This is a genomic window from Aeromonas sp. TECH754 (assembly GCF_056279295.1).
Window position 1 is genome coordinate 2,758,795 of the sequence record NZ_JBWBRA010000001.1, and the last position, 17,469, is coordinate 2,776,263.

General features: G+C 62.7%; 18 protein-coding genes. 11 read left to right on the forward strand and 7 right to left on the reverse strand.

Annotated features, from left to right (window positions below):
• Positions 1-7: 7 nt before the first annotated feature.
• The 4 genes from efp (at position 8) to ACZ9IL_RS12375 (ending at position 3,326) form a co-directional block, all read left to right on the forward strand.
• The gene (gene efp / locus ACZ9IL_RS12360) at positions 8-574 is read left to right on the forward strand and encodes an elongation factor P (protein ID WP_011707002.1); all 567 of its coding nucleotides are present in this window, start codon (positions 8-10) and stop codon (positions 572-574) included.
• Between the two features lie 191 nt (positions 575-765).
• A complete protein-coding gene (locus ACZ9IL_RS12365; protein WP_476003776.1) occupies positions 766-1,377 on the forward strand; it encodes a DUF2238 domain-containing protein in 612 nt (203 codons plus the stop codon).
• A 125-nt stretch (positions 1,378-1,502) separates the two neighbouring features.
• Complete coding sequence (locus ACZ9IL_RS12370; protein WP_476003777.1) at positions 1,503-2,255, forward strand: DUF3530 family protein; 753 nt, start codon at positions 1,503-1,505, stop codon at positions 2,253-2,255.
• 114 nt (positions 2,256-2,369) lie between these two features.
• Positions 2,370-3,326, forward strand: coding sequence for a D-2-hydroxyacid dehydrogenase (locus ACZ9IL_RS12375; protein ID WP_476003778.1), 957 nt, complete (start codon positions 2,370-2,372; stop codon positions 3,324-3,326).
• 102 nt (positions 3,327-3,428) lie between these two features.
• Here ACZ9IL_RS12375 and ACZ9IL_RS12380 read toward each other — a convergent pair whose 3' ends face one another.
• Together ACZ9IL_RS12380 and ACZ9IL_RS12385 are read right to left on the reverse strand one after the other, a co-directional pair.
• Positions 3,429-3,914, reverse strand: coding sequence for a hypothetical protein (locus ACZ9IL_RS12380; protein WP_476003779.1), 486 nt, complete (start codon positions 3,912-3,914; stop codon positions 3,429-3,431).
• Between the two features lie 236 nt (positions 3,915-4,150).
• A complete protein-coding gene (locus ACZ9IL_RS12385) occupies positions 4,151-5,689 on the reverse strand; it encodes a diguanylate cyclase domain-containing protein (RefSeq protein ID WP_476003780.1) in 1,539 nt (512 codons plus the stop codon).
• 290 nt (positions 5,690-5,979) lie between these two features.
• Between ACZ9IL_RS12385 and ACZ9IL_RS12390 the strand changes: the two genes are divergently transcribed.
• A complete protein-coding gene (locus ACZ9IL_RS12390; protein ID WP_476003781.1) occupies positions 5,980-6,582 on the forward strand; it encodes a nitroreductase family protein in 603 nt (200 codons plus the stop codon).
• 65 nt (positions 6,583-6,647) lie between these two features.
• On the opposite strand, the gene ACZ9IL_RS12395 is transcribed toward ACZ9IL_RS12390, so the two are convergent.
• Together ACZ9IL_RS12395 and ACZ9IL_RS12400 are read right to left on the reverse strand one after the other, a co-directional pair.
• Positions 6,648-7,310, reverse strand: a complete 663-nt coding sequence (locus ACZ9IL_RS12395; RefSeq protein ID WP_476003782.1) for an HAD-IA family hydrolase — start codon at positions 7,308-7,310, stop codon at positions 6,648-6,650.
• Positions 7,307-7,552 carry a hypothetical protein gene (locus ACZ9IL_RS12400; RefSeq protein ID WP_476003783.1) on the reverse strand — a complete coding sequence of 82 codons (246 nt, stop codon included), beginning with the start codon at positions 7,550-7,552 and terminating at the stop codon, positions 7,307-7,309. The genes ACZ9IL_RS12395 and ACZ9IL_RS12400 overlap by 4 nt, the downstream gene beginning before the upstream one ends.
• Positions 7,553-7,667: 115 nt before the next feature.
• Between ACZ9IL_RS12400 and ACZ9IL_RS12405 the strand changes: the two genes are divergently transcribed.
• On the forward strand, positions 7,668-8,573 hold the full coding sequence (locus ACZ9IL_RS12405; RefSeq protein WP_476003784.1) for a LysR family transcriptional regulator: 906 nt from the start codon (positions 7,668-7,670) through the stop codon (positions 8,571-8,573).
• Between the two features lie 80 nt (positions 8,574-8,653).
• On the opposite strand, the gene ACZ9IL_RS12410 is transcribed toward ACZ9IL_RS12405, so the two are convergent.
• The 3 genes from ACZ9IL_RS12410 to ACZ9IL_RS12420 all read right to left on the reverse strand — a co-directional run bounded on the left by ACZ9IL_RS12410 (position 8,654) and on the right by ACZ9IL_RS12420 (position 11,333).
• The gene (locus ACZ9IL_RS12410; protein WP_476003785.1) at positions 8,654-9,328 is read right to left on the reverse strand and encodes a cold-shock protein; all 675 of its coding nucleotides are present in this window, start codon (positions 9,326-9,328) and stop codon (positions 8,654-8,656) included.
• A gap of 120 nt (positions 9,329-9,448) precedes the next feature.
• Positions 9,449-10,015 carry a cysteine hydrolase family protein gene (locus ACZ9IL_RS12415; RefSeq protein ID WP_476003786.1) on the reverse strand — a complete coding sequence of 189 codons (567 nt, stop codon included), beginning with the start codon at positions 10,013-10,015 and terminating at the stop codon, positions 9,449-9,451.
• A gap of 154 nt (positions 10,016-10,169) precedes the next feature.
• The gene (locus ACZ9IL_RS12420; protein ID WP_476003787.1) at positions 10,170-11,333 is read right to left on the reverse strand and encodes an FAD-dependent monooxygenase; all 1,164 of its coding nucleotides are present in this window, start codon (positions 11,331-11,333) and stop codon (positions 10,170-10,172) included.
• A gap of 271 nt (positions 11,334-11,604) precedes the next feature.
• Here ACZ9IL_RS12420 and miaB point away from each other — a divergent pair, with 271 nt between their 5' ends.
• The 5 genes from miaB to lnt all read left to right on the forward strand — a co-directional run bounded on the left by miaB (position 11,605) and on the right by lnt (position 17,397).
• Positions 11,605-13,038, forward strand: a complete 1,434-nt coding sequence (gene miaB / locus ACZ9IL_RS12425; RefSeq protein ID WP_476003788.1) for a tRNA (N6-isopentenyl adenosine(37)-C2)-methylthiotransferase MiaB — start codon at positions 11,605-11,607, stop codon at positions 13,036-13,038.
• Positions 13,039-13,087: 49 nt separating this feature from the next.
• A complete protein-coding gene (locus ACZ9IL_RS12430; protein ID WP_476003789.1) occupies positions 13,088-14,134 on the forward strand; it encodes a PhoH family protein in 1,047 nt (348 codons plus the stop codon).
• On the forward strand, positions 14,131-14,598 hold the full coding sequence (ybeY, locus tag ACZ9IL_RS12435; protein WP_476003790.1) for an rRNA maturation RNase YbeY: 468 nt from the start codon (positions 14,131-14,133) through the stop codon (positions 14,596-14,598). The genes ACZ9IL_RS12430 and ybeY overlap by 4 nt, the downstream gene beginning before the upstream one ends.
• A gap of 202 nt (positions 14,599-14,800) precedes the next feature.
• A complete protein-coding gene (gene corC / locus ACZ9IL_RS12440) occupies positions 14,801-15,682 on the forward strand; it encodes a CNNM family magnesium/cobalt transport protein CorC (RefSeq protein WP_476003791.1) in 882 nt (293 codons plus the stop codon).
• Positions 15,683-15,867: 185 nt separating this feature from the next.
• A complete protein-coding gene (gene lnt / locus ACZ9IL_RS12445) occupies positions 15,868-17,397 on the forward strand; it encodes an apolipoprotein N-acyltransferase (RefSeq protein ID WP_476003792.1) in 1,530 nt (509 codons plus the stop codon).
• The last annotated feature ends 72 nt before the right edge of the window (positions 17,398-17,469 follow it).

Genomic DNA, 17,469 nt, shown 5'->3' on the forward strand with positions numbered 1-17,469 from the left:
TTTTTACATGAAAACCGCACAGGAAATCCGCGCTGGTAACGTCGTCATGATCGGTACCGAGCCGATGGTGGTCCAGAAAGCCGAATTCAACAAATCCGGCCGTAACTCCGCCGTGGTCAAGATGAAGCTGAAAGGCCTGCTGAACGGCAGCGCCACCGAGACCGTATTCAAGGCTGACGACAAGCTGGAAGTCGTTCAACTGGAGCGTAAAGAGTGCACCTACTCCTACTTCTCCGACCCCCTGTATGTCTTCATGGACACCGAGTACAACCAGTACGACGTCGAGAAAGACAACCTGGGTGATGCCCTGAACTACATGGTTGACGGCATGGAAGACATCTGCGAAGTGACTTTCTACAACGAGAAAGCCATCTCCGTCGAGCTGCCGACCACCATCGTCCGCGAAGTTGAGTACACCGAGCCGGCCGCCCGTGGCGACACCTCCGGTAAAGTGACCAAGCCTGCCCGTCTGAAGGGCACCACCTACGAGCTGGCCGTTGCCGCCTTCGTAGAGATCGGCGACAAGATCGAGATCGATACCCGTACCGGCGAATTCAAGCGTCGCGTCAACTAATTTGACCGCTTGAATCCCCTGTTGTAAAAAGCGAGCCCCGGCTCGCTTTTTCTTTTTGTGCGCGGCATCGGGTTCAGCCCCGATCAATGACAGCCTCCTTTTGATCGGAGAGAATTCAGCCGGCCCCTTTCGCCCTGCGCCTTATCAGGCTAAATAATGAAGTCTGGTTTCTCCTCCATCACAGGCTCCCTATGACGTCTCATCAAAAACTCTGTTTGCTGTTGCTCACCCTGATGGCGCTGGTGGCGTCAGGCTGGCAGCCCTATGACAGGCTGACCTGGCTGCTGGAAGTAGCCCCCGTGCTCATCGTCATGCCGCTGCTGATCCTGACTCATGAGCGCTTCCCGCTCACCAGTCTGCTCTACCTTGGCATCTTCCTGCACGCCCTGGTGCTGATCCTGGGGGGCGCCTACAGCTATGCCAGAGTGCCGCTTGGCTTCGACCTGCAACAGTGGTTCGAGCTCAGCCGCAACCCCTACGACAAGATTGGCCACCTCTTCCAGGGCCTGGTGCCCGCCCTGGCTTGCCGGGAGATAGTGCAGCGCGGCCACCATGTGCAGGGCAAGCGCATGCTGACGTTTCTGGTGGTCTGCGTGGTGCTGGCCATCAGCGCCACCTATGAGCTGATCGAGTGGGGCGCCGCGGTAGCGCTGGGTCAGGGAGCGGACGAGTTCCTCGGCACCCAGGGGGACCCCTGGGATACCCAGTCCGACATGTTCTGTGCTCTGATCGGCGCCATCAGTGCCCTGCTGCTGTTCTCCTCCCTGCACGACAGGCAGCTGGCCAGCATCAACCGGCGCTGAATCCGGCGAGGGAAGGGATCTGCCCTTCCCTCCTCTCTCTGCAACAGCAAATAACGCAAACAGCCCCACCTCCCCCTTCAGAAAGCAGGCCCGCCGCCGTTAACCCGAGTAACCGGGGAGCGCATATGGCCAGATTATCCTTACCACTGCTGTTGTTGAGCCTGCTGACAAGCCCCTGCTTGTCGGCCAGCGAGCAGGCGCCTCCCGCCCCGCTCGACCACTGGCAGGACGCCGACTGGAAGGGCCTGCCAGGCAGCACCCAGGTGGACAAGCAGACGGTATTGTTTGCCAAACACAGCAGCGACAACTACCTGGGGCTCGCCATCTTGCTACCCGACTGGCAGCGCAGCGGCCAGCTGTGGCAGCTGACCCGGGATCTCGGCCGGCTCGGGTTTGATATCCTGTTGCTGCTGCCCTCCCCCCAACAGACCGAGCTGGATCCTGCCGCCGAGAAGAAGCAAGAGACCCTGGATGCCTTTCGCCAGCAGTTTGCCGAGCGCATCGTCAAGCTCAGCGACGCCAAGCTGCAGGAAGGTGGCTTCAAGCTGCTGCTGGCCCAGGGTACCAGCGCGGCCTGGGCCGCCAATCTCATCGCCAGCGAGCAACTGCCCGCCCCCGATGCCCTGGTGCTGCTCGACGGCTTCTTCCCCAACCAGCTGAGCAACCAGACCCTGGCCAAGCAGGTGGCCCAGGCCAGCACACCGACCCTGGATCTCTATCAGGAAGAGGGAAGCCGCTGGCCCCTGCTGGCGGCCGAGGCCCGCAAGAGCGAGAGCCGCCGCAGCCACAAGCTCAATTACCGCCCCTACGCCCTGATGGAACTGGACGAGACGCCGGCCCGCATCCAGGGCTGGCTGACTCATCTGGGCTGGATCTGAGCCACCCCGGACGGATCGATACGCGGATACCGGCCACGTCACCGCGCTGGTCAGTCGCCCCCCATGTTTGGCATCATGTCGATTCTTGAATGGCACAGAATGGCAGGAGGCTTCATGCAGCAAATCGTGTTTCTCGACAGCGACACCCTGGACGCCGGCATCAAGCTGGGTCGCCCCGACTTCCCCCATCACTGGCAGAGTTACCCCAACACCGCGCCGGATCAGGTGGTGGAGCGACTCCGCTGCGCCAGCATCGCCATCATCAACAAGATCCGCATCGGCAAGGACGAGCTGGCCCAGCTGCCGGAGCTTCGCCTGATCGCCCTGGCGGCCACCGGCAGCGACAACCTGGATCTGGAGGCCTGCCGCGCCGCCAATGTTGCGGTATGCAACATCCGCAACTACTCGGGCCCCTCGGTCCCCGAGCACGCCATGGCGCTGATGCTGGCCCTGTCGCGCAACCTGTTCGCCTGGCGTCAGTCCCTGCTGGAGGGACGCTGGCAGCAGAGCGGCCAGTTCTGCTTCTTCGATCACCCCATCTCGGATCTGCATGGCAAGCGCCTCGGCATCATCGGCAAAGGCACCCTGGGCCAGGCTCTGGGCCAGCGCGCCAGCGCCATCGGCATGGAGGTCTATTACGCCCAGAGTCAGGTCGGGGCCGTTGGCGATGAGGACCGGCTGCCGCTGGAGGCCCTGCTGCGAAGCGCGGATGTCATCAGCCTGCACTGCCCGCTCACCCCCTACACCCGCCATCTGATCGGAGAGCGGGAGCTGGCCATGATGAAACCGGGTGCCCTGCTCATCAACGTGGGCCGCGGCGGTCTGGTGGACGAGCAGGCCCTGCTCGAGGCGCTCGGCAACGGTCGGCTCGGCGGCGCCGGCTTCGACGTGGCGAGCCAGGAGCCGCCACCGCCGGATCACCCGCTGATGCGCGCCCTGCAATACCCGAATTTCATCCTGACCCCCCATGTGGCCTGGGCCAGCGAGGAGTCGATGCAGCGGCTGGCGGATCAGCTGATCGACAACATCAACGCCTTCGCCGTCGGCCGGCGCCAGCATCGGCTGGTCTGATGCCCGCACAGCAGTGGAGGCCGTGGCAGGGCTAAATCCGCACCATGCAAAGAGGGGCCCTTGGGCCCCTCTTCTCGTTGATGACTGGCATCAATATTGGCATCAATCGTCATCGTGCCATTTGTGTTTCTTGTGCTTCTTGTGATGGCCGCGGTGATAACCGTTGTCATCATGGTAACGGCGGCCACCATTGTAGTTGTCACGGGACTCGTGGCCGTCGCCGGTTCTCGCCCCGATGGCGGCGCCACCGGCACCGCCCACACCGGCCCCGATCAGCTGCCCGGTGTTGCCCCCCACGCTCTTGCCGATGGCGGCCCCACCCAGAGCACCAACGGCCCCCCCCAGGGCGGCCTCATTCTTGTTGCCCTTGTTGGCCGTCGCGGCGCCACCGGCCGCACCGCCGATGGCCGCGCCCACCAGGGCTCCGGTATCCCCGCCCAGCTGCTTGCCGATCATGGTGCCCGCCACCCCGCCTGCACCACCGCCCAGCACTGTGTTGAGATCTTCCGAGGCCAGTACCGGGCTGCTACCCAACAGCAGTGCGCCCAATAGCGCCATTGCGCTCAAACCGCGTTTATTCATCTCCATGGGGTACTCCTGTCAAACCTGATTTGATTATTTTCCTGCACTATACAAAGCGCCAAGAACTCCGCTACAGGCGCAGCGGGACTTCAACCGGCCGACAAACTGTCTCTGCTTCGCGACATTGAGTGATTAAATAGGCTAAATATCTGAAAAATATTTGAAAAAAAAAGTCACAAAAGAAACCATCCCCCCTGTGACCAATTTTTTACTTGTCGCTGCCCAATTTTTGCTCGACGCGATCAGACAGATCCTGTCACAACGCCTGCGTCCCCCCTCTCGGACGACAGATGCCAGCGGTCCCGCCCCTGCCGCTTGCTCCGATAGAGGCACTCGTCTGCCCGCTCGAACAGGTCCTCCCTGGCATCCGGGTGGCGGGCGCCGCCCGCACTCAGGGTGATGGACTCCTTGAATTCCCGCCATTTCAGCTCGCGCACCCGGGTGAGCAGGTGATCCAGGCTGGGGCCGATATCGGCGTTGTCCCAGGGCAGCAGGGCGGCAAACTCATCGCCGCCGATGCGGTAGACCCGGGTGCTCCCCAGGAAGCGCGCCAGTATGGTCGCCACCCGACGCAGCACCGCATCCCCCACTCCATGGCCCCAGTTGTCATTGACCCCCTTGAAGCAGTCCAGATCAAGCAGCACCAGCCAGTAGGGGAGCCCGGCTTGTTCGAGCTCATCCCTGTGCCGATCGAATGCCCGCCGGTTCATGATGCCGGTGAGGGGATCCTGCAACAGCGCATCCTGCCCCTGCAGCAGACGGGTCCTGACCTCATCGATCTCCCCCAGGCTGCCTCGCACGAACCAGGTGTGCCGCCGGTGCGGGATATCTAGCGGATCGGCGCTCTGCCGGATGTCGTTGAGCGAGCCCTGCACCAGGGCTTGCTCCTGGCGGAAGATCCGCACCAGAAACAGCAGGCTGCAAAGCCAGATCCCAAGCAGGGCCAGCGCCGGCAGCACCACCAACAGCAGCGTCTCTTTCAGGCTGTCATGAAAGCGGGCCGGTGGCAGATAGAGGTTGAGATCCCAGCCGATGTCGGCCAGCGCCAGCTTGAGGTGGCTGCCGTGCCGGATCACATCCAGCCCGGCATCGGGCTCGGTCTCCGGCACCAGGCTCGACAACAGTTGCAAATTCTGTCCCACCACCAGCTGGCCGGAGCGACGCTCCGTGATATAGATGACGGCCTGTTCGGTTCCCAGCGCCCGGCTCAGCGCCGCCTGCAGGGAACCGAACGACATGTCGACCATCAACAACCCCAGCAGCCGCTCGCCGTCCTCAACCCGCTTGATCAGGGTCAGGGCCTGGCCGCTGGCGTCGAAGTCCTGGTAGGGACCGAACCAGATCAGCTCGTCGCTGTCGTTGGCCAGCGCCTGATACCAGGGCCGCTGCTTTGGCTGGTAGCTCGATGGCACCTTCCGCTCCGGGTAGCTGTCGACCCGGTTGACGCGAGCATTGTAGAAATAGAGGTAGTGGGCGTCGTGCTTGAACTGGTGGGCGATGGCCCAGATAGGGTTGATGGCCGACTCCCCCCTGGCGATGGCGGCCTTGTCCAGAGAAGCCTCCAGCACCGCCAGCTGTCTCTGGTTGGTCAGCACCATCTCGTGGATCAGGGTGGCTTCGATGGAGGTGAGCATGTGCCGGTAACCGGCAATCGTCTTGTCGACACTGTGTAAATAGCTGGATATGGCCAGCAGCAGGGTGGCGATCAGCACCAGAGCGCCGAGCAGGAAGGAGAGTGGCGTCAGTACGTAGTAGCGCCGTTTGATGATCTCTCCTGCCATACAACCCTCTATAAAATACCATGACAGATTGATTCTATGGTGGAATACGCCACTAAAATATTGATTGCAATCATTAACATCTAGTTTACTGACAAATGATGAATTATCAGATCCGATGAGCTATTCCGGATTTTTTCATGTGAATATCCAGAAAAAGTAGAAACAGTCATCACCCTGTGTTGACGGTTTATCGTCCAATGGGTGTTATAGTCGATGACTCGAAAGATCGGAGTCAGATGACCTTCATGGCCCAGGCTGGCAGCGATGATTCAGTAAACCAAGGAGATGTTATGAGCAATCCGTTTATCGAACAGATCAAAGTACGTCGTACCATCTATGCCCTGGGCGACCAGGTTTCTCATTCACCGGCACAGCTGAGCGCCCTCATTAAGGAGGCCGTCAAGCACAGCCCCTCATCGTTCAACTCCCAGAGTTCTCGCGCCGTCATCCTGTTTGGCGCCGAGCACCACAAGCTGTGGGACATCGTCAAGGCGGAGCTCAAGAAGATAGTGCCGCCAGAGGCCTATCCCCAGAGTGAAGCCAAGGTCAATGGCAGCTTCCGTGCCGGTGCCGGCACTGTGCTGTTCTTCGAAGACACTGCGGTTATCAAGGATCTGCAGCAGCAGTTCGCGCTCTATGCCGACAACTTCCCCATCTGGTCGGAGCACGGCACCGGGATCGCCCAGTTCGCGGTCTGGACCGCCCTGGCCCAGGAGGGAATAGGCGCCTCCCTGCAGCACTACAACCCGCTGATCGACGAGGCCGTGCGCAAGGAGTGGGATCTGCCCGCCAGCTGGCTGCTGCGCGCCCAGATGCCCTTTGGCAGCATCCAGCAACCGGCCGGTGACAAGACCTTCATCGACGACGAGGTCCGCTTCCGGGTCTTCGACTAATCGCTCCGGCCCCCTCATCGAGGGGGCTTTTTTTCTGCACCATCGCCCCTCCCCTGCGTCCGGCCTCAAGCAAATACAGGGCTGGAAAGGCTGAGCAAGAGCCCAGTCTCCTCCTCGGTCACCCGGATCTCGCGCCAGTCCCGTACCCGTGCCACCACCCCGGGATCCAGCAGCCTGTCGCCCCCCACTTGTACCACCAGGCAGCCCGCCAGCAGCGCGCTGCGGATGCCGGCCGGCGCATCCTCGAACACCAGGCAATCGACAGGCGCGATACCGAGCCGGCTCGCGGCCAGCAGATAGGGCTCGGGATCCGGCTTGCCCCGCACCACATCCTCCGCCCCCACCAGCAGGGCGGGCAGCGGCAGACCGGCGCTCGCCAGTCGATGGCGGGCCACCCTGTGGCTGGCCGAGGTAACCAGCGCCCAGCGGGCGGCGGGCAGGCATGTCAGCAGGGATCTGACCCCGGCAATGGGCTCGGCCGCCCCCGTGTGGCGGATCTCAAGCTCATCGAGCAAGGCAGTCTCTTCGGCGCTGTCCAGGTGCGGAGCCAATGCCTTGAGCACCTCCAGGGCGCGGACGCCGTGGCACATGGCCAGCACCGGCTCCGGAGCCAGCTGATGGCGACGACACCACAGCCGCCACACGGTTTCCACCTCGCCGGTGGACTGGATCAGGGTGCCATCCATGTCCAGCAGCAGGGCCTTGGCCCGCAGGATCTGCCCGCTCATGTCGCGGCCTCCACCAGGCCGGGTTCGACCCCGAAGAGCGCGCTGGAGAGAGCCTGACGCTGGGTCTTCGCCTCGTAGCAGGTGAGTGCCTGCTCGCTGTCACTCGCCCACACCAGCAGAGGAGCAACCACGAAACCTTGTGACAGCAGGCTGGTCAGCAAGTCCCCCGTCTCCTGTGCCGCCAGCGGCTGTGCGACGATGAGACTGCCCTTGATCAAAAACAGATAGCGTTCGGTATGCATGATGTGACTCCTCGTTCCCAGTTCAGACCGGCTTTCGGCCCGTGACAACCTGATTAGAACAAGACAAATAGATAATTTATAATCACTAAATCGCCACATTGGATAACCAAACGGAATGAAATTCGACCTGAGACAACTGCAGGCCTTCGTGATGCTGGCCGAGACCGCCAACTACCGGGAGGCCGCCAGCCGACTGTTCATCACCCAGCCGGCGCTGACCAAACAGATCCAGGGACTGGAGCTGACCCTCGGCACCACCCTGTTCAATCGGGGTCGTCACGGGGCCGAGCTGACCGCGATCGGCGCCCAGCTGCTCACCCAGGCCAACGCCCTGGTCGAGCACGGCAAGGGGTTCGAGCACCATGCGCTGGCCCTCGCGAGCGGCATCGCCGGGCGGCTCAAGATAGGTTTCGGACTGTCGAGTTTCGCGCTGGCTCCCTCGCTGGTCGCCCGCTTCAAGCAGCAGGTCCCCGAGGTGATGGTGCATCTGCAGGACATGACCTCCGCCATCCAGCACGAGCTGTTGCTGTCGGGGCAGCTGCAGCTTGGCTTCATGCGTCGGCCCCAGTCTGAGCGGCTGCAAGAGATCCGCCTGCTGATCGATCGGCTGGTGCTGGCGGTACCCACGCTGATGACACAGCCGGATCCCGCCACCTTCGAGGTGGAGCGGGCGCTGATGACACAACCCCTGTTGCAGATGGTGGGCCACCGCTGCCCCGGTCTCAGCCAGCAGATCGCCAGCTTCCTCGGCGCCAACCGACTGACTGGCGTCATTCAGGAGGCGGAAGATATCCAGACCCTGGTCGCGCTGGTCGCCGCCGGCATCGGCAACGCCATACTGCCCCGCAGCGTCAGCTTCATCGCCGGTCCCGACGTCACCCTCTACCCCCTCTCGGGGCCCTACTCAGAGTGGGAGATCAGCCTGGTGTGGAACCCGATCTTCGCCGATCCCATCCGCGATCGCTTCCTGGCGCTGGTCAGGGAGACACAGCAAGAGGCGAAGTCCAGCCTCGCCTCTTGATACAGCATGGGTGTCAGCGTTGCAGACAAGAAGAGGTCAGCCCGGGCGGGCTGGCCTCTTTTGCCGATGGCCTCGGCGGCTCAATGGCCGCACCACTGGCTTTCGCAAGGAATGCCGTTTCCTCTCCCCCTGCCATCCATCTTGGTATTGGGGCAATTTTGCAAAAACCAGGTCGCCTCCTCGCAGGAGGTCATCTGGGAGCAGTACTGCCGGCCATCGCACTGACGGATGAAGGTGGCTGCCTGCGGCGCACTGGCTGAACTGCTGACCTCGCCCTGGCTGAAAGAGGAGACAGGCAGGGGCGAGAGTGACTCGGCGGAGAAACGGGAATAGAGGGAAAACAGGCCCGCCAGCACCAGCAGCGGGATGAGCTTGCCGCGCCAGCTGCCCTTGCGTCGATAGGCAGGCTCTCTGCGAGGCCTCGGCACCGCCGGTGGGGCCGAACGGGTGGATTCGTTGCGAACGGGCAAAGGGGACGAGGCGGCTGGAGTGAACCCGTCCGCCAGTGACAGCGGCCGGTTGGGGAAGAACACCTGCACGGCGCAGGGCTTGCCATCCTTGCCGCTGCCCAGCTGATAAGAGACCCGCTCCCCCGCCTCCGGCGGTGTGCCGTCGAAGGTCAGAGAGGAGACGTGCACGAAGAGATCGGTATCTCTCTGCTCCTCTGGTGTCCCTGACTGTGGCTGTGACTGCGGCTTGATAAAGCCAAAGCCGCGTTGCGAGTTCCAGCTAGCAATTTTTCCTTGATAACGCATGTCCTCATCCTTGTGGCCACCGATATGCAACGCATCTTGCCTCATAACCACCCTGTCCCAACAGAGGCTGACGGATAAAATGTGAGCGGCGAGGGCAGATGCCGGACGAACCCGCGGATCTCAGCTCAGCTGGGCGACCTTGATGATCTCGGCGATGCGGCCAAGCATGCGCAGCGAGCCGTGATGTTCGATGGCATCGCCCGCCGCACAGGCATCCTCGAGGATGGTGATGGCGTAGTCCCTGTCGTGACCATCCCGGGCGGCGGCCTGAATGGCCCAACTGCTGCTGATGCCGCACAGATAGAGATGATCGATCCGGTTCGCCCGCAGCGCCGGCTCCAGCGCCGTGCCATAGAAGGGGCTGACCCTGGGCTTGGTCAGCACCAGATCGTCGGGCCGCACATCCAGCGCGGGGTGAAAGTCGGTGCCGTTGTCGGCCAAGGAGAGCGCGCCAAACTGCCTGGCCCGGCCAAACATGGGGGAGTCCTTGGGATGCAGCAGATAGCCTGCATCAAAACCCACCTTGATGAGGATCACCAGCCAGCCATGAGCGCGGGCATGGGCCAGCGCCTGATTCGCATGGCTGATGGCGTCCTGCTCCACCACATGGGCCGCCGAAGCGGCGATGCGCCCGTCCGGGTGGGCCAGATCCTTGATAAAGTCGATCACCAGCAGTGCCTTGTTCATCCCTTTGCTCCCCGATTGTCAGTCTCTGTTCAGCCCTTGCGCCCGCCGACATCGCCCATGGCGTTGCCCTGAGGCAATATAAAACACTAGATACACCAGTCTAGTGGATTGATATTCCACCAGTTGATTTCCCATCAGTGCAAAACACTACCCATTACACCAATCCCAGCGCGTAGCGCAGCGCCATCTCCTTGAGCGGGCCCGCCTTGTCCGCCAGATTCAGCGCCAGATTGCGAGCCAGCTTGAGCGGCCCTATCTCGTTGCTGAATACCCCGTAGAACAGATCCATCCCCGACTGCATCAGCAGGTTGTCCGGCCGACGGCGACGCTCGTAGCGCTCGGCCAGCCCCCGCTCATGCCAATTGTTGCCCGCCTTTGCCAACAGCTCGACCCAGCAGGCCACGTCCTTGAAGCCGAGGTTGACCCCCTGCCCCGCCAGCGGGTTGATGGTGTGGGCGGCGTCGCCGAGCAGCAGCACCCGACCGGCCCGATAGTCGTTGGCATGGCGGCGCACCAGCGGGAAACTGCCTTTGCCGGTCACCCTGAAGCCGCCGAGCCGAGCCGGGAAGTGGCGGCGCACCTCGGCGGCCAGGGCTTCGTTGCCCATGGTTGCCAGCGCGCGGATGCGGGCCGGGTTGTCGTACCACACCAGGGAGCCGTGCTGACCCGGCAGCGGCAGGAAGGCGCGCGGGCCACTCGGGGTGAACTGCTGCCAGGTGATGTCTTCCTGGGCAAACTCGGTGTCGATGTTGATCAGCATGCAGTGCTGGCGATACTCGAAGCGCGACACCCCGATGCCGGCGAGACGACGGGTCAGCGACTCGGCGCCATCGCAGGCCAGCACCCAGCGGGCGGCCAGCTCGGTGCCGTCATCCAGCCGCAGGGTGGCATGCTCGCCGTCCTGGCGCAGGCTCTGCACCACCGCCGGGGTATGGGTCTGGATATTGGGGAAATCCTCCATCTTTTTCAGCAGGGCGAGTTGCACCAGCCGGTTCTCGATGATGTAGCCGAGCTGGGGCAGCCCCAGCTCGGCGGCATCGAAACGGGTAGCGAAGCCGTCCAGCTCCCAGGTCTCCAGCCTGCGATAGGGGCACAGCCGCATCTGCTGCAGATGCGGCCAGGCACCGGCCTGCTCCAGCAGCGCCACCGAGGCCTGGCTGATGGCGGAGACCCGCAGATCCAGCGGCTGTTCGGGGGCATAGGGCTCGGGCAGCTGGGTCTCGATGACCCGGATGGAGAGGCCTTGCGCCGCCAGCAGGCAGGCGGTGGCGGCCCCCACCATACCGGCGCCGACGATGGCGATATCACAGTGTTCCATAGCGTATGTCCTGAAAAAGGATCGCCCCGGACAAGCAGCCGGCGGCTAAATCGAATGGAGCCATGATAGCGCAAGGGCGCGGGAGAAACAGTGAGAGAGGCGGCGAATTGCCTTGCCAACGCCGACGCAAAGCCCCGGTTGGCGAGGCAGCCAGCCCGGTGGTGGGCCGGATAGCCGCGCCTTAGCCCCAGACTGGTCAGCACCGGGATTGAAGAGTAAAATGCCCGGTCCTGACCTCCGTCGATATCAAAAGAACCGTCATAGAGTAGCGATGAGCAAGAAACTTCATATCAAGACCTGGGGCTGCCAGATGAACGAGTATGACTCGTCCAAGATGGCGGATCTGTTGGATGCCAGCAACGGCTACACCCTGACCGAGGAGCCCGAAGAGGCCGACGTCTTGCTGCTCAACACCTGCTCCATCCGCGAGAAGGCCCAGGAGAAGGTGTTCCACCAGCTCGGTCGCTGGAAGAAGCTCAAGGCGAAAAAACCGGGCCTGGTCATAGGCGTGGGCGGCTGCGTCGCCTCCCAGGAGGGGGAAAACCTGCGTCAACGGGCTCCCTATGTGGACATCGTCTTTGGCCCGCAGACCCTGCATCGGCTGCCCGCCATGATCAAGCAGGTGCAGGAAGGTCGCGGCGCCCAGGTGGACATCGCCTTCCCCGAAATCGAGAAGTTCGACAACCTGCCCGAGCCGCGCGCCGAAGGGGCCAGCGCCTTCGTCTCCATCATGGAAGGCTGCTCCAAATACTGCTCCTTCTGCGTGGTGCCCTACACCCGCGGCGAGGAGGTGAGCCGGCCGCTGGATGACGTGCTCTACGAGATCGCCCAGCTCGCCCAGCAGGGCGTGCGCGAGGTGAATCTGCTCGGCCAGAACGTCAACGCCTATCGCGGCCCGACCTTCGATGACAACCACTGCACCTTCGCCGAACTGCTGCGCCTGGTGGCCGCCATCGACGGCATCGACCGCATTCGCTACACCACCAGCCACCCCATCGAGTTCACCGACGACATCATCGAGGTCTACCGTGACACCCCCGAGGTGGTCAGCTTCCTGCACCTGCCGGTGCAAAGCGGCTCGGATCGCATCCTGACCATGATGAAGCGCCCGCACACCGTGCTGGAGTACAAGTCCAAGATCCGCCGCCTGCGCGCCGTTCGTCCCGACATCACCATGAGTTCGGACTTCATCGTCGGCTTCCCGAACGAGACGGACGAGGACTTCGAGGCCACCATGAAGCTGATCGAGGAGATCAACTTCGACATGAGCTTCAGCTTCATCTACAGCCCGCGCCCCGGCACCCCGGCTGCGGACTTGCCGGACGACGTCGACATGGAAGTGAAGAAGGCCCGCCTCACCCGGCTGCAGAACCAGATCAACCACCAGTCGATGCTCATCGGCCGCGCCATGCTGGGCTCGGTGCAGCGCATCCTGGTGGAGGGTCCCTCCAAGATGGATCCCATGCAGCTCTCGGGCCGCACCGAGAACAACCGGGTGGTCAACTTCGAGGGGCCCCATACGCTGATTGGCGGCTTCGCCGACGTGGAGATCACCGACGTGCGCCCCTATTCGCTGCGCGGTCTCTTCATCCGTGGCGAGGAGGAGATGAACCTGCGCATCGCCACCGCGCCGCAGGAGATTTTGGCGCGTCGCCCCGACAACGTACCGGACGCGCTGGGCGTTGCCGCCTTCAGGCCCCATTAATTTCCCCCACCCGGCCTGGCCGGGTGGACCTAGCTGAGACGAGGACACTTTGAGCCGACACATCTCGACCCTGAATCTGCACCTGGAGCCCGCCGACAACCAGCGCCTCGCCAGCCTGTGCGGCCCCTTCGACGACAACCTCAAGCAGCTTGAGCGCCGCCTCGGCGTCGAGATCAGCTACCGTGACAACCACTTTCAAGTGCTTGGCAAGCAGGCGCAGATCGATGCCGCCGCCGTCATCCTCAAGCACCTCTATGTGGAAACCCAGCCCCTCAAGGGGGGCAAGGTCACCGACATCACACCGGAGATGGTGCACCTGACGGTGCAAGAATCCCGGGTGCTGGAGCAGGACGAGGAAGAGGCTGGAACCCTGCCCTACGGCAAGGAGGTGACGGTCAAGACCAAGCGCGGCCTCATCAAGCCCCGCAGCCCGAATCAGGCCCAGTACATCGCCAACATAGTGCGCCACGACATCAGCTTCGGCATAGGCCCGGCCGGTACCGGCAAGACCTATCTGGCGGTCGCCGCCGCGGTGGATGCCCTGGAGCGCCAGGAGATCCGCCGCATCCTGCTGACCCGCCCGGCGGTGGAAGCGGGTGAGAAGCTCGGCTTCCTGCCCGGCGATCTCTCCCAGAAGGTGGATCCTTACCTGCGCCCGCTCTACGATGCCCTGTTCGAGATGCTGGGCTTCGAGCGGGTCGAGAAACTGATGGAGCGCAACATCATCGAAGTGGCGCCGCTCGCCTATATGCGCGGCCGCACCCTGAACGATGCCTTCATCATCCTGGACGAGGCCCAGAACACCACCACCGAGCAGATGAAGATGTTCCTGACCCGCATCGGCTTCAACTCCAAGGCGGTGGTGACCGGCGACATCACCCAGGTGGACTTGCCACGCAGCACCAAGTCCGGCCTGCGCCATGCGCTGGAAGTGCTGCAGGGGGTCGATGGCCTGTCGTTCAACTTCTTCGAATCCAAGGACGTGGTACGTCACCCCGTAGTGGCCCGCATCGTGCAAGCCTACGAGGCGTTCGACGCCGCCCAGGCCGAGTCAGTGGCAGTCAAAACCCATTCAACCAAAGAGAGTGCCCAATGAGCGTGACCCTGGATCTGCAACTGGCCTGCGCCAGCCCGGAAGGCCTGCCTACCGAGGCCCAGCTGCAAGGCTGGCTCGACGGCACCATCCTGGGTTTCCAGGACGAGGCCGAGGTGACGGTACGACTGGTGGACGAGGCGGAGAGCCGTGAGCTCAACCTCACCTATCGCGGCAAGGACAAGCCCACCAACGTGCTATCCTTCCCGTTCGAGGCTCCTCCTGGCATGGAACTGCCCCTGCTCGGGGATCTGGTGATCTGTCGCCAGGTGGTCGAGGCCGAGGCCGCAGAACAGGGCAAAACCCTGGATGCACACTGGGCTCACATGGTTGTGCACGGCAGTCTGCATCTGCTAGGTTATGACCATATCGAGGATGAGGAAGCCGAAGAGATGGAGCAGCTCGAGCGCGACATCATGCAGGAGCTCGGCTTTGCGGATCCCTATCTCGACGACGAAGTCGAATAATAAGGTGAATGAAAGCCGATGAGATGGTGCAGTTCCAGAACGCGACATCATGCAGGAACTCGGCTTCCCCGATCCCTATCTCGATGATGAAGTAGAAGCGTAAAGTGATGGCGGTGGTCACCGGATTGAAACAGAACCTGACCATCCTCATATAGCCAAGACCAGTATCCCTATGTGTTCACACGAGTAACCAAGAGAGAAAATGACCGACGATCACCCTAGTACCGGCTCGCCGAAGAAAACCTGGCTCGACAAACTCAGCCAACTCTTCCAGGGCGAGCCAAAAGACCGCAATGATCTGGTGGAAGTGATAGCCGATGCGGAAGAACGCGATCTCATCGATCAAGACACCAAGGACATGATCGAGGGCGTGCTCGAAATTGCCGAGCTGCGCGTGCGTGACATCATGATCCCCCGCTCCCAGATGGTGACCATCGAGAAGTCCCAACCGGTGGACGACTTCCTGCCGGTCATCATCGAATCCGGCCACTCCCGCTTCCCGGTGATCAACGAAGACAAGGATCATGTGGAGGGCATCCTGCTCGCCAAGGATCTGCTGCCATTCGGCTTCGGTGGTCACCACGCCAGCGAGCCACTGCAGCTCGAGCAAATCTTGCGGCCTACCGTGATCGTGCCGGAGAGCAAGCGGGTCGACCGTCTGCTCAAGGAGTTCCGCGAAGAGCGCTACCACATGGCCATAGTGGTGGACGAATTTGGTGGCGTCTCCGGTCTGGTGACCATCGAAGACATACTGGAGCTGATCGTCGGCGAGATCGACGACGAGTTCGACGACATCGAGGACGAACCGGAAGAGATCCGCCGCATCAGCAAGCGGGTCTTCTCGGTCAGCGCCCTCACCGAGATCGAAGACTTCAACGACTTCTTCGGCACCCAGTTCAGCGATGACGAGGTGGACACCGTCGGCGGCCTGGTGATGCACGCCTTCAGCCACCTGCCGAAGAAGGGCGAGGAGATCGAGCTCGACGGCTATCTGTTCAAGGTGATGCACGCCGACCGGCGCCGCCTGCAGCAGCTGCAGGTGAAGATCCCGGAGAATCACGCGGCGGCCCAGCCGGAGTCCTGATCCTCCCTCCCCATGAGCCGACCACCAACGCCCCTTCCCAGGGGCGTTTGTCATTCTGACGGCGCGGATTCCTTCCTTTTTCCTCTCTTTTCCGAGCCATACCGGGAGGCTCGCCGTTGGCGCGGTTTGCGGTTAAGATGTCGGCCATTCCATTTTCATTCAGTCCAATCGAGCCCCAATAGCCCGTGAAATCGAAACTTCTGATCAGCCTGTTTGCCCTGGCCTCTGGCGCCATCGCCGTACTGGCCTTCTCCCCCTTCGGCTATTGGCCTCTGGTGATCCCGTCCCTGCTCGGCCTCTACGCCCTGCTGGACAAGGCCAAGCCCAAACAGGCCGCCTGGCGTGGCTTTGGCTACGCCATGGGGCTGTTTCTGCCGGGACAATGGTGGATCCACGTCAGCATGACCGAGTTCGGCGGCATCCCGCTGCCGGTGGCCTTCGTGCTACTGGCCGGGCTCTGTGCCTACCTCGCACTCTACCCGACCCTGGCCTGCTGGCTATTCGCCCGCTTCTTCAGCGGCCGTCACTGGAGCCGCTGGCTGCTCGCCTTCCCGGCACTCTGGCTCGGGGCCGACTGGCTGCGTGGCTGGGTGATGACAGGTTATCCCTGGCTCTGGTTTGGCTACACCCAGATAGACGGCCCGCTCAAGGGGTTCGCCCCCATCCTCGGCGTGCAGGGCATCACCCTCGCCCTGTTGCTCTGTGTCTCCGCACTCTGGTTGACCTGGCAGAGCCGCAAGCTGGCCTGGCTGCTGGTCCCCGTCGCCCTGGTGGGCGCCGCTCAGGGGCTGATGCAGCTCAACTGGGTGACCCGCGGCGAGCCGGTCAAGGTGGCGCTGGTGCAGGGCAACATAGCCCAGTCCCTCAAGTGGGATCCGGAGGCACTGATCCCCACGGTGCGCACCTATCAGGATCTCAGCCGCGAGAACCAGGATGCCGACATCATCGTCTGGCCAGAGTCGGCGATCCCGGCCATCGAAAAAGAGATGGGCACCTACCTGGAGAGCCTGGACAAGGCGATGAAGGTGAACGATACCGGCCTGCTGGCGGGCATCATCCATTACGATCTCAAGCAGCAGCGTTTCTTCAACACCGTGCTCGGCATGGGGGTGCAGGATCTGGACGGCAAGGAGTCCTATCACTACGAGCACCAGAACCGCTACTACAAGTACCACCTGCTGCCCATCGGCGAGTTCGTGCCCTTCGAGGATCTGCTGCGCCCCATCGCCCCCTTCTTCAACCTGCCCATGTCCTCCTTCAGCCGGGGTGACGAGGTGCAGCCGAACCTGATCGCCAAAGGGCTCAAGTTCGCCGCCGCCATCTGCTACGAGATCATCTTCCCGGACGAGGTACGCCGCAACGTGCAGCCGGATACCGACTTCCTGCTGACCGTCTCCAACGACGCCTGGTTCGGCACCAGCATAGGCCCCTGGCAGCACATGGAGATCGCCCGCATGCGCGCCCTGGAGCTCGCTCGCCCACTGCTGCGCGACACCAACACCGGCATCACCATAGTCACCGAGATCGATGGCAGCATCATCGCCCAGATCCCGCAGTTCGAGGCCGGTGTGCTGCGCGCCGAGGTGCGTCCCGCCCACGGCTCGACCCCTTACCTGCGCTATGGCAGCTGGCCCATGTACGGCATCGCCGCCCTGCTGCTGGGGCTGGGTCTGGTGCTGCGTCCCCGCGCCCATCCCTGGGCTCGCCAGCGCTGAGCCGGAGTTGCAATCCGATAAACAAGAAAGGCGCCCAAGGGCGCCTTTCTTCATGTGCTGTTGTCAGGGGCG